11 protein-coding genes are annotated in these 12886 nt (G+C 35.5%); 5 read left to right on the forward strand and 6 right to left on the reverse strand.

Features of this window, described 5'->3' with window-relative positions; translation table 11 throughout:
• Positions 1 to 86: 86 nt before the first annotated feature.
• Positions 87 to 443: a diacylglycerol kinase family protein gene (locus J7604_RS03380; protein WP_293891041.1), complete on the forward strand. Its 357-nt coding sequence runs from the start codon at positions 87 to 89 to the stop codon at positions 441 to 443.
• 65 nt (positions 444 to 508) lie between these two features.
• Here the strand turns inward: J7604_RS03380 and J7604_RS03385 are convergent, their stop codons facing one another.
• The 3 genes from J7604_RS03385 to ilvB all read right to left on the reverse strand — a co-directional run bounded on the left by J7604_RS03385 (position 509) and on the right by ilvB (position 3072).
• Positions 509 to 940 (reverse strand): hypothetical protein, encoded by a 432-nt coding sequence (locus J7604_RS03385; protein ID WP_293891044.1) that lies wholly within the window; start codon positions 938 to 940, stop codon positions 509 to 511.
• Between the two features lie 55 nt (positions 941 to 995).
• Positions 996 to 1292, reverse strand: a complete 297-nt coding sequence (gene ilvN / locus J7604_RS03390; protein WP_293891047.1) for an acetolactate synthase small subunit — start codon at positions 1290 to 1292, stop codon at positions 996 to 998.
• Positions 1293 to 1356: 64 nt separating this feature from the next.
• Positions 1357 to 3072, reverse strand: coding sequence for a biosynthetic-type acetolactate synthase large subunit (ilvB, locus tag J7604_RS03395; RefSeq protein WP_293891050.1), 1716 nt, complete (start codon positions 3070 to 3072; stop codon positions 1357 to 1359).
• A gap of 272 nt (positions 3073 to 3344) precedes the next feature.
• Here ilvB and J7604_RS03400 point away from each other — a divergent pair, with 272 nt between their 5' ends.
• Entirely contained in the window at positions 3345 to 4913 is a 1569-nt protein-coding gene (locus tag J7604_RS03400) for a hypothetical protein (protein WP_293891053.1), read from the forward strand.
• A 13-nt stretch (positions 4914 to 4926) separates the two neighbouring features.
• Here the strand turns inward: J7604_RS03400 and J7604_RS03405 are convergent, their stop codons facing one another.
• The gene (locus tag J7604_RS03405) at positions 4927 to 6132 is read right to left on the reverse strand and encodes a PLP-dependent aminotransferase family protein (RefSeq protein ID WP_293891056.1); all 1206 of its coding nucleotides are present in this window, start codon (positions 6130 to 6132) and stop codon (positions 4927 to 4929) included.
• Between the two features lie 435 nt (positions 6133 to 6567).
• Here J7604_RS03405 and J7604_RS03410 point away from each other — a divergent pair, with 435 nt between their 5' ends.
• On the forward strand, positions 6568 to 7230 hold the full coding sequence (locus J7604_RS03410; RefSeq protein ID WP_293891059.1) for a DUF2461 domain-containing protein: 663 nt from the start codon (positions 6568 to 6570) through the stop codon (positions 7228 to 7230).
• A 1-nt stretch (position 7231) separates the two neighbouring features.
• Here J7604_RS03410 and J7604_RS03415 read toward each other — a convergent pair whose 3' ends face one another.
• The gene (locus J7604_RS03415) at positions 7232 to 7519 is read right to left on the reverse strand and encodes a muconolactone Delta-isomerase family protein (RefSeq protein ID WP_293891061.1); all 288 of its coding nucleotides are present in this window, start codon (positions 7517 to 7519) and stop codon (positions 7232 to 7234) included.
• Positions 7520 to 7681: 162 nt separating this feature from the next.
• On the reverse strand, positions 7682 to 8587 hold the full coding sequence (locus tag J7604_RS03420; protein WP_293891064.1) for an ATP-binding protein: 906 nt from the start codon (positions 8585 to 8587) through the stop codon (positions 7682 to 7684).
• A 545-nt stretch (positions 8588 to 9132) separates the two neighbouring features.
• Here J7604_RS03420 and J7604_RS03425 point away from each other — a divergent pair.
• Complete coding sequence (locus tag J7604_RS03425) at positions 9133 to 10371, forward strand: NAD(P)/FAD-dependent oxidoreductase (RefSeq protein ID WP_293891067.1); 1239 nt, start codon at positions 9133 to 9135, stop codon at positions 10369 to 10371.
• A gap of 48 nt (positions 10372 to 10419) precedes the next feature.
• Complete coding sequence (locus J7604_RS03430; protein ID WP_293891070.1) at positions 10420 to 12885, forward strand: DUF5686 and carboxypeptidase-like regulatory domain-containing protein; 2466 nt, start codon at positions 10420 to 10422, stop codon at positions 12883 to 12885.
• The last annotated feature ends 1 nt before the right edge of the window (position 12886 follow it).

The raw sequence follows: 12886 nt of genomic DNA on the forward strand, positions 1-12886 counted from the left end.
TTCACCAGCATAATTAGCTTATTCATTCTAAAACTAAGGTTTATTGTTTACATTTCTTTTTAACTTGGGCCTCAATTAAAAACCTTATGATCGACATCAAAAAGAATTTAAAGAGTTACAATTATGCGATAAAAGGCCTGAAGCATTTACTGATGCTTGAAAATAATGCTCGCATCCATCTTGCAGCCACTCTATTTATCCTGGCTTTATCTGCATATTTCAACATCGAAGAAACAGAATGGTTGTGGATTATATTAGCTATAACTCTAGTATGGATAGCTGAACTATTGAATACTGCAATCGAAAAGATAGTTGATTTTATTTCCCCTGAATATCATCCTACAGCTGGCAAAATAAAAGACTTAGCAGCTGCAGCAGTATTAATTGCCGCCATCTTTGCAATAGTTGTCGGGGTCATAATTTTCAAAAAGTATATTTTTTAATTTCCTCTTAAAACAAAAAAGACCTCCTTTAAAGGAAGTCTATATAATCACTAAATTATTTAGTTTTATCTGTTAAGCAATTTATAAGTCGCCGCAGCAGTCAGTCCTCCAGCGAGATAAATTCCCATAGAAAGTAATCTTTGTTTAAATGTAGAACCTACAAGCTCTTTACCGAAGCCTAAAATATTAGGCAAACTTAAGGTTCCAGCTCCAGCTCCCAAACCAAGAAGAGAGCCGCTCATTAAAGGCGTCTTGCCAGAAGCAGTCATGCTGTAATAAAGACTATTAAACAACAAATCACTTCCCAAACTTAAACCAAAGAGCTTTTTCTTTCCAGGACTTGCCAATCCTAACGCTTGAAGTCCCTTTTTAATAATTTTCATTCCGAAGAAATCCACCTTAGGAGCCTCCGTGGTATACTTTTGTAATCCCTGATTTGCGGCAGTAAGCGCCAATGCACCTGCCAAACCACTTATCAATGCTTTCGATCTGCTCATATTTCTTCCCTTCAATTCTTAAAGTTTAACAGATCAGAGAAATAAAATGTTCGATTTAAACAGCCTTAAGGAGGGCTGGCTTACTTTCCAGCTCAAGTTCATTTTCAGAAGCCAGTTCACCTGAAATATATTTAGCCGTCACTACATCGATCAATTTTTCCAATTGCTTTTCAATCTGCACCACTTTTGAACTATCTCCAGTAGCTCTGATAATCATTTTGCTTAGACCATTGGAATCTTCACCTGAGATCTCCATAAAATCTATATCAAATCCTCTTCTTTCAAAAATTAAAGCTGCCCTTATTATAATTCCGGGCTTTTGATTTATCGACAGGGAAAATATATGCTGCATAGGTTTAATGTTTATTTTAACTGGTCCTTTTTATTTAATAAGAAGTGATGAAAAGATTTTGTTTCTAGGTACTACCTTCTGGCATTTCCATCTTTACAGTGGGAGCCTCAGTAATCATGTGTTCTACTGACATACCTGCAGGAACCATTGGATAAACATTATCGTCCTTTACCACTTCAGCATGAATCAGGCATGGCCCTTCATTATAATCAAACGCTTCTTTTAAAACTGCGGTAACTTCAGAAGGCTTGCTTATGTGAAATCCTTTTACTCCATAAGCTTCAGCAAGCTTTACAAAATCAGGATTTACAACCATGTCTACACCACTGTATCTTGAATCAAGGAAAAATTCCTGCCATTGACGAACCATTCCAAGGTATTTATTATCAATTACCAAAATCTTAACTGGCAACTTATGAATAGCAGCAGTCGAAAGCTCTGCAAGTGTCATCTGAAATCCACCATCACCAACTATAGCAAGAACTTTATGATCAGGTTTACCTAACTGTGCACCTATTGCGGCTGGAAACCCAAAACCCATTGTACCGGCTCCTCCTGAAGATAGCCATTGGTTGGGAGTGTCTGTAAGGTAATATTGAGCTGCCCACATCTGGTGCTGTCCAACATCAGTAGAAACAATAGCTTTGCCTTCGGAAACTTTATAAGCTTCTTCAATTACATATTGGGCTCTTAAAGGCTCATCTTTGGAGTAAGTGAAAGGAAAGTCCTTTTTGTATTGATTTAACTTATTCAACCATTTATCAGTATCAACCTTTTGTACCAAAGGAATAAGCATCTTTAACACTTCCTTTGCATCGCCAATTGCATATGCATCGGGAGTAACTATTTTCCCTATTTCTGCAGGATCAATATCTATATGGATTTTCTTGGCATTCGGACAAAACTTCTTGGGATTTCCATTTATCCTGTCATCCCATCTGCTGCCTATAGACATGATAAGATCACACTCCAGCATTGCTTTGTTGGAATATACTGTCCCATACATTCCTACCATTCCAAGAGAAAGCTCATGCGTTTCAGGAAAAGCGCCCTTTCCTAATAAGGTTGTTGTTACAGGAGCATTAAGTTTTTCTGCTAATTGCCTGACCTCTGCATCTGCTTTAGCAATCAAAGCACCGTGACCAACCAACAACAAAGGCTTTTTAGATTTAAGAAAAAGATCGGCAATTGCTTCTACTGAATTCTGATCAGGCTTTGAAGGCACTTTGTAACCTGGTAATTCAATGTTTTCTTTAATCTGCCCTTCAAAAACTGCAGAAGTAATATCTTTCGGAAGATCTAACAATACTGGGCCTGGTCTTCCTGAGTTTGTTATATAAAATGCTTCTTTTACTATCCTAGGAATATCAGATGTTCTTTTAACAAGGTAATTATGTTTCACTGCAGGCATTGATAACCCGAACACATCCGCTTCCTGAAAAGCGTCCATTCCAAGTAAACTTGTTATTGTCTGCCCGGTAAGGACAATCATTGGAACCGAATCCATCTGAGCAGTCATGATACCAGTAATGGTATTAGTAGCGCCAGGACCACTTGTGACAAGCACCACACCAGGTTTGCCGGTCGCTCTTGCATAGCCATCAGCCATATGCGTTGCTCCTTGTTCATGCCTGGTTAATATGAGTTTTATTTTAGAATCATATAAAGCATCAAAGATCGGAATAGCAGCCCCGCCTGAATATCCAAAAACATATTCCACTCCCTCTTTTTCAAGGCAATCAACTAGCATTTGGGCACCATTCTTTTTTACTTTGTCCATGTGTATGATTTTTTATCAGATAAACAATCTTATAACTGTCACAAATATATTGTCTGTTTTTGTCCGCATTTTTTTTATTTCAATTTTAATACGTTTCCCAAAAAACACAATAATAAAATAATCAACTCATTATCAATAAACTAAAAAAATATTTCTACGTATTTAAACTTTTAACACATAATATAGAGTTTTCACAATAACTCTACAGTAAATCCATTTTTTTAAACTAGATTTACACTATATTTCAGAGGATTAATTAAAAAATAACTACGGTGGCCAGAATAAAATCTAGAAGTCTCTACGAGCTTGTAAAATCCATGAGCAAGAATGAAAAAAGATATTTCAAGCTCTTATATGGAGGATCCGGGGATGGAGAAGACAAAAAAATGCTGATCCTTTTCGACTATATGAATAAGCAGAAGGAATTTGATGAGGACTCTATTCCGGATAAGCTACCAAGCCTCAAAACTGAGCAGCTTTCAAACATGAAAGCATACCTTTATGACAAATTGCTTCAGGCTATACGATTATTTAACGCTCCAAAAATTCTTGATCTTCAGATAAGGGAACAAATTGATTACGCTCAGCTGCTCTTTTCAAGAAGGCTTTATACTCAAGGAATGAATTCCCTGAAAAAAGCACGAAAAATGGCCCTGGTTCACGACAACCTGGAATTGCAATTGGAGATCATTAAACTTGAGAAAAGCGTACTCATGCAGACAATTGATCACGATACAGTGGACAAAGTTGACAGGATTATAGAAGAGGCTAGAACGATAAATAAGAGAATTAATAACATTAATACCTTCTCTAACCTTTCAATTAAACTTAATTCTTTCTATACTAAGATCGGATATATCAGAGGTGAAGCGGACTTCCTGAGGGTTAAAGAATTTTTCAATTCTAATATCCCTGATTTTACTGAAGAAGAGTTATCCATCTCGGAAAAACTGAATCTTTATAAGCTTTATGTGGGCTATTATTTATTTATACAGGATTTCAGAAACGGTTATGAGTATGCTTTGAAACTGGTTAAGCTTTTTGACACACACGAGGAACTTAAAGAAACAAGCACAGAGCAGTACATTAAAAGTCTTAACAACCTGCTCATCGCACAGTACAAGCTAGACATGTATAACGACTTTGTTGAAACAAATAAAATTCTTCATGCAATTGCAGCAGATTACAACCAGACACAAAATGAAAGCATAAGAATCAGGCTTCTTAAGTATTACTACATCCATGAAATAAACAAATACTTTATCACTGGCGACTTCACTAAAGGTGTTGACGTTTTGATGAAAAGTCCGGATACCAAGATTTACGAACTTCTGGAAGTAGTAGACAAGCACTCTGAGTTGATCATCAACTACAAGTTATCTTGTCTGTATTTTGGGGCAAGTGATTTTCACGGAGCATTGAAATGGCTGAACAGAATTATTAATATTCCTGATGGCGACATAAGAGAAGACCTTCATTGTTTTGCAAGGATACTAAACCTCATCTGTCACTATGAGCTTGGGAACTATGATGTGATCAAATATTATATCATATCCACCTATCGATTCTTACTTAAAAAAGAAGATTTACATCTCTTCCAGAAATTCATTCTCAAATTCCTAAAAGACCTGAATCAAAACACCAGAGACAAAGAACTCTACGAACGATTTGTACGCCTTAAATCCCAGTTAATTCCGTTGGTGAACAGCACGTACGAAAAGCGAGCATTCATATACTTTGATATCATCTCCTGGCTAGAGAGTAAAATTGAAAAAAGACTTATTCAGGATGTTATTCAGGAAAAAGTTTCTTTAAAGTACAAGTCAGACAAGGCATCATAAAAAGAAGAAAGGATCAACATCCTTTCTTCCTGCATTTATCAATAGCCATTCCGATTTTAACAATACCAAGAAGGATTTCTTCTTCTGAAGCATTAGAGAAATTAAGCCTCATAGCGTTTTCCTTTTTTATGCTTGTGCAGAACTCAGCCCCCGGAACAAATAATACTCCTGCTTTAATTGACTCTTCAAGTATATCTTTAACAGGATATTCATCGGGCAATTTAACCCACATAAACATCCCTCCTTCTGGCTGAGACACTTCAGCTGTATTTGGGAAAAACTCCAGTATAAATGATCTCATTAGATCACATCTTTTACCATACTCTTTATGAAGTAGTTCCAGATGATCTTCGATTCCATTTTTATGGAGAAATTCTGATACTATCATTTGAGAAAGCATGTTGGTATGCAAATCACTTGCCTGCTTAGCAAGCACCAGCTTGTTTATAATTTCCTTATTTGCAATGATCCAACCCAGTCTCAAACCCGGAGAAATCATTTTTGAAAATGATCCAAGATGAATAGTTCTTCTTCTATTTAATGTCAGTAAGCCCGGAAGTGCTTTACCTTTGAATCTTATATCACCATATGGATCATCTTCCACAAAAAGAAGCTTCTTTTCATCCAAAAGGTGGGCTAGCTTTATCCTTGTCTCTAATGAGTATGTAATCCCTGTTGGATTCTGAAAATTAGGAACCCCATAAATAAACTTACCTTTGATCTTGATAGTTTTTTCCTTAAGATCTTTAACATCTATACCTTGAGAAGTCAATGAGATCGGTACAAACTCAGGCTGATAAGCAGAGAATGACTGAATAGCGCCTAGATAACCGGGATTTTCCATAAAGATCTGATCGCCTTTATTAATAAATATTTTAGCTATAAGATCCAATCCTTGCTGAGAACCGCTTGTTATCAATATTTCATCTGTTGAAACGTCAATACCACGTTTCGTCCTATACCATTTAACTATCCACTCTTTCAATGGAAGATACCCTTCTGTAACATTGTATTGAAGCGCTTTGGCTCCATCCTCTTTTATAACTTTATTGGAGATCTCCTGCAAAGCATTAATTGGAAAAAATCCTGCATTCGGCAAGCCACCTGCAAAAGAGATAAGGTCCTTTGAAGATGCTACTTTCAGAATCTCTCTGATAAAGGATACAGGAATGGAATTTGTCCGTTCCGAAAACTCATAAAAATCTGTTTCAGTTTTCATAATATGTAAATGTTTGATTTTCTTTTGGATTAAATAAAAAAGCCCCGAATGTGAGTCCGGGGCTTCATGTATGTTAATTATATTAAATGCATGCTCTACCCGGGGGGATTATCCACAAGGACTGCCACTGACGCGACCACGGCCAGAACCGCTATGTATGAGCTATTACTTTTATATAGTGAATTCATTTTTTTTATAAAACGGTAAAAAACAAAAAAGCCCCGAACTTAGGTCCGGGGCTTCATCCTTATATTGATACAATGGATTACTTTCTCCGGACCTTAGGCCTGGCTGCCACGACTAGTGCAACGACAGAGAAAGTATTTTTCATTGATTGTTTCTAATAGTATATTTAGCAAAAATAGGTTTTAAAATCTTAAGTTTAAAATCTGAAGACAAATATTTTTACATAAGAAAGTAAACAGGCATCCAAACATGAATAAAGATCTTTTAAAGTTTTTAACCCAATTAAAGAAAAACAATAACAAAGAGTGGTTTGATAAAAACAGAGCTACCTATGATGCACTCAGGAAAGATTTTGTTGCTTTTGTGCAATTGGTAATTAATGACATTGCAGATTTTGACGATAAGATAAAAAGTATAGAGGCTAAAAATACCATTTTCAGAATTAACAGAGATATACGCTTTTCAAAAGACAAAACTCCATATAAGAAGAACTTCTCTGCTTTTATCAGTATAAAAGGGAGAAAATCATTCGGTCCGGGATACTATATCCATATTCAACCTGGAGACGAGAGCTTTATCGCTGGTGGAGTGTATATGCCTGAAAAAGATATGCTGGAAAAAATTCGTCAGGAAATAGACTATAATGGTAAAAACCTTTCAAAAATTTTAAGTAAAGCAAGTTTCAGAAATACTTTTGGTGCGATGGAAGGAGAAAAACTTGTAAGAGCTCCTAAAGGATATGACGAGGAAAACCCACACATTGATCTTCTGAAGTATAAAAGCTTTATTGTATCTAAAGTGATTACTGATAAAGAAATTGAAGAAGGAAAGTTAAAAGGATTACTAAAAAAATATAGCAAGGAAATGCTGCCATTTATAGAGTTCTTGTACCCTGCGGCAATTGAAGAATAAATTAATTCATGGACACTGATGGCATAAATCCTGAAGCATGGAAGGCTAGTGGGAAAACAGTGTATTTAAAATAGGAATAGAGAGGAAATGTAGACAATGTGTCTTTAATTTCTTCTTCGCTTTTCGCTTTTATGTTAACCCACAAACGTGTTCTATCAAGAGATAAAGAATAAGATAGTACAATACCTTTGCTAATGAGATTATTGATATGATCCTTTTGAACTGGAACCAGCTTCATAAAGTTCTCATCAAAATTGATGGGAAAAGATATATCAATCAGATATTGCATGTTTTACCTTTTAGTATTTAAACGGCAAAGGATATCAAAATGATAGAGTTTGTGATTTTTTTTCGGGAAATTCTGAAAAATGCTTTTTCCCAAAAAGAAAAACTACACAAGTACTAATAAATCAAGCCCTTGTGTAGTTTTTGCTTCGTCCTGGCAAAAGGACTATTTTTTCAATTTGTAACCAACCAGTTTATTTCTGAAAAAAGTAGGGACTAATAAAAGGTCTTCAGAAGGAATAAATTCGATATCAGCAGTATTTACTTTCTGCTCTTTTGAATCGATCAGCTTTTGAGATTTTCCATCAGAAATATAATAAATACCACCTTCCCAATCAGAAACAAGAAAATCATTACCGGTACCAACATACTCTACACCATCACCCATACCAATACCTGTAGCCAGAACAGAATCTTTTTTAGTAGTCATGTTAATAGCTTTGAAATCGCTGCTTCCCATAGAGGCTAAAAATAATGTGCTATCTTTAATAAAGATACCGTTTGGCTTATTCAAATTTTGATCAGAGAATACAGTTATTTTTCCATTTTCCAGTTTGTGGATTTTATTAGTCTCACTGTCGGAGAAATACACAACTCCCTGTGAAGTAACGAAAACATCATTTAAGAATTTAGCACCTGGCACATTATAAGTCTTCACAATTTTTCCTTTGTCTGTGTCGATTTCAACAAGTTTATTGATGTCTGTTACAAAAAGGATATTTTTATTAAGACCAAGACCCTTTGGTGCGCTCAGCCCCTTTACCCATTCTAGGTTTTCAATTTTGCCGTCTAGACTTACTTTTGAGATAAACCCATTATTATCTGTTGCAGTAGGATCACCGTTAACATTAGATACATACAATATCTTTTTACCTTCATCAAAAATCACAGATTCAGGAGTTTTTAAAGTAGTATCAGAAGACCAAACCTCTTCTAAGGTAACTTTAGGTTTCTGCTCTTCTACAACTGTTACAGTATCTACATCATGGCTAGCCTGTTCCTGCTTCTTACTTTCACAAGAAATAAGAAGTACAACTAAAAAATTCAAAAAAAGTAAACTGATCTTTTTCATAATAATTTTCAAATGGTTTTATTGATGATAAATTAAAACTTAATGGAGCTGCCACGAAGGGTTTTGCATAACCTTTCATTGGATAAATTGTTTTCACTGAAAGTTGAGATAATACTTTTTCCAAATAGACCTCGTTACAAACACAGGAAATATTGCGCTAATTTATATACAGGATAGTGACAATTGCAAGATGAGTTTTCTATGTTTAAGCTGCCTAAAGGTTTCAGGCCAAAAGTACATCGAATAAGCTTTTCCAAAGCACTGCAAAGAAATGTTTACAGCATCACTAATTCAAAAATGAGCCCTGGGAATTCCCCCTAAAAACTGAAAATTAACATCCTGATTATAAGAAAATTAAGACAAACTCAATTCTTATTTTTCCTTTACTTTATTAATTTCTTACATTTAAGGTAATTTTATTAATTAATTGATTATTAAAATCCTATTTAAACATAACTTTTACAACAGGTGATTCTTTAAATAATTTTATTTCCAAAGTAGCCTTCTTAGATATTGATTCGTAAAAACACCAGATTAAGATTACTATGAGTTCTGAAAAAGTTGACGTACTGGTAATAGGGGCAGGACCTTCCGGAGCCGTGGCCGCTTCTATTATCCACAAGCATGGATTAAAAGTTAAGGTAGTTGAAAAACTTAAGTTCCCCCGTTTTGTCATCGGAGAAAGTTTACTTCCGAGATGCATGGAAGCCCTTGAGGAAGCTGAATTAATTGAAGCTGTAAAGGCAAAGGGGTTTCAGCAAAAGTTTGGAGCTAAGTTCGTAAAAGACGGAAAAATTTGTGATTTTAACTTCTCCAACCAGTTTACCCAAGGCTGGTCGTGGACCTGGCAGGTACCAAGAGCTGATTTTGACAAAACCCTTACAGATGAAATGCAGCGCAAAGGTATTCCGGTTTTGTTTGAAACAGGAGTAACTGATATTAAATTTAATGGTAGCGATAGCATAACCACAATTGAAGATAAGGATGGTAACAAGAGTACCATTGAGGCCAGGTTCATTGTAGATGCAAGTGGGTATGGAAGGGTAATTCCTAAAATGTTCAATCTTGATCAACCATCTAACCTTCCGACCAGAAGAACCTTGTTTGCGCATACAGTAGATGTAAACAGATATGTAGATGAAGAGCCTAACAGAATTACAATAGTTTCTCACGAACCAGGCGTGTGGATCTGGATCATTCCATTCTCTAATGGCAATACATCTGTTGGTTTTGTTGGTGATACAGAATTCTTTGACAGGTTTACAGGGACGCCTGAAGAACGCTTCAGAGCGATGATCAAAACTCAACCGCATACTCAAAGAAGATTTGATGGAGTTGACCTAGTATTCGAACCGAGAACATTGGAAGGCTGGTCAGTGACTACCAATAAATTCTATGGAGATGGATTTGTGCTTACAGGTAATGTTACAGAGTTCCTTGACCCTATCTTCTCTTCGGGAGTAACGCTTGCAACAGTTTCAGGTGCTACCGCTGCAAATCTGGTAGTAAAGAAACTGAAAGGCCAGAATGTGGACTGGGAAAAGGAATTTATGGAGCCAACAATGCAGGGTGTCAATACATTCAGAAGCTATGTAATGGGTTGGTATGACGGCACACTTCAGGATATTTTCTTTGCGCCTAAGCCAGATGAAGAAATCAAAAAACAAATATGTTCAGTACTTGCTGGTTATGTATGGGATTTAAATAATCCTTTTGTGAAGAAGCACGACAGAGTTATCAAAAATCTTTCGCATCTTATCCGATTAGAAGAAGGAGCAAGTTAACCTTTGAAACAGATCATTTCATTAAATTATTTTTTTAGAAATCAGAAGATGCAACTCTGTTCAAGGGTTGCATCTTTTATTTTATTCATTTCATTTTTTATAAGCCCCTCCTATTCACAGATCACAAGAGTTACAGGTAAGGTCATTGATGCTCAAAGTAAAGAACTGATTCCTTTTGCAAATATTTATTTTTCCGATAAGTCTAAAGGAACCGTTTCTGATTTTGAAGGAAATTACATTATAGAAACATCCACCGCGCCCGACAGCCTTATTGTCACAAGCGTAGGTTACTCCATGAAGAAACTTCCGATTAAAAAAAATCAAGTGCAGCAAATCAATATATATCTGGAAGAAGAAATTGGAAGCCTCAATGAAATTACAGTTTCTGTTATAGAAAATCCTGCTTACCGAATCATAAGGAATGTTGTCTCCAACAAAGTTAACTTCAGAAGAGAGACCATTGAAAGGTATTCTTATGAATCCTATAATAAGTCAAAGATAGGATTAAGAGAACTTGATGAAGATTTGAAGAAACAATTTTATCTCAAGCCCTTTGCATTCTTTTTTGAAAACATGGATACCACAGAAGGAAAGCCCTATCTTCCTGTAATGCTACTTGAAACAGTATCCGATAATTTCTATCAGAAAGATGGTAACAAACAAAAAGAAGTTATAAAAGCAACAAGGCTTTCGGGGATGAAAAATGAAAGTATTGGCAAACTATTCTCCAATCTTGCCTTGAATGTTTATGTCTATGACGATTTCTTACTGATGTTTAACAAAAATTTTATCAGTCCTGTAAGTACTTCATGTTTTCGTCACTACGATTATGAGCTGCTTGACAGTGGATACATAGACAATAACTGGTGTTATAAGGTACGCTACTTCCCTTCCAGAAAGCAAGAGTTAACTTTATCTGGCATCATGTGGATAAGGGATTCTACATTTACCATTAAAGAAATAGATGCTAAAGCAGGTCAGGAAATCAATCTTAACTTCATTACCTCATTTGGCTTAAGACAAACATATACTGATGTTGAAAGTAGATCCCTTTTAGGAACGGAACAGCTTTATATTTATGGAGAAGTATTAATTCCTCATTCAGGTAAGACTCAGAAGTTTTTTGCATCTAGAAGTACTTCAAACAAAAATTTCAATTTGAATCCATCTTTTACAAATAGTTTTTTTGATGATAAAGCAATTACAACAGTAGAGAAAGATGCGGGAGAAAAAGATAATACTTACTGGGAAACCTTCAGGCATGATACTTTATCAAATTCAGAACAAGCATTATATCAGTTGAGTGATTCTCTCAAGAATACCAAAGCTTTCAAAAGATATCTGGTCTTGTTTAAAGGATATATACCTGTAAAAAAAATTGAGTTTGGCCCTATCTATAAAGTTTATTCATATAACCCAGTTGAAGGAAATAAATTCAGGCTGGGGTTCAGAACTAATCCAAAATTTAGCAGGAGAATTTTACTGGATGGTTATGGAGCTTATGGCCTTAGGGATGAGAAAATAAAATATGGAGCTGGTATTACTTACTTCAGAAAAAAGGATCCAGATGAGATAATAAGTTTTAGAGTTAAACATGACATAGAACAGCTAGGCTTTAGCCAGGTTACTTTTATGCGGCCAGACAATCTGCTTAATGCGCTATTTAAAATCTCCGCACAAAACAGGTTAAACTTTATTGATGAATACAAATTGTATTATGAAAAATTCTGGACTCCAAACTTATCCAACAAAATACAGATAAGGAATGCTACCATAAGGCCTGTAGGAAAGCTTGAATACAGTAAAGAAATACCCGGAACTAATGATACTGCGAATATATCATCAATTACCACGACGGAAATTTCATTCTACACTCATTATGCATACAAAGAAAAGTTCCTAAGGGGCGATTATAGGAGGATTAGCCTCGGAACACCCTACCCTGTGTTTGATGCAGCAGTGGTATGCGGAATAAAGGATTTATTGGGGAGCAATTATAATTATCAGAAAATAGCTTTGAGTGTCCGACAAAGATTGAGGATAAAAAATATAGGATATACTAAATACCGAGCTGAAGCAGGCAAAATTTTCGGCACCCTTCCCTACCCTTTGCTGGAGCTGCACAATGGCAACCAGACAATCTTCTATGATGATTATATTTTTAATTCAATGCAATTTTTCGAGTTTGTAAGTGATCAATATGTAAACCTCCAGGTTTCGCATCATTTTGATGGTTATTTCTTTAATAAAATTCCGGTGGTAAGAAAACTAAAGTGGAGAGAAGTTATATCTTTCAAAGGAGTAATGGGATCCTTGTCAAACAAGAATAAAGCACAAATGATATTGTTACCAGAAATGTATAGCCTTTCTAAAGAACCTTTTATGGAAGCTGGAGTGGGAATTGAGAATATTTTTAGGGTGATCAGACTAGATGGCATATGGAGACTAAACTATCATGACCACCCCGGAACAGAAAAATTTTATTTAAAACTCAGTGTTCATATAGATTTCTAAA

This window comes from Sporocytophaga sp., from assembly GCF_017745095.1.
In the GTDB taxonomy this organism is placed as follows: Bacteria; Bacteroidota; Bacteroidia; order Cytophagales; family Cytophagaceae; genus Sporocytophaga.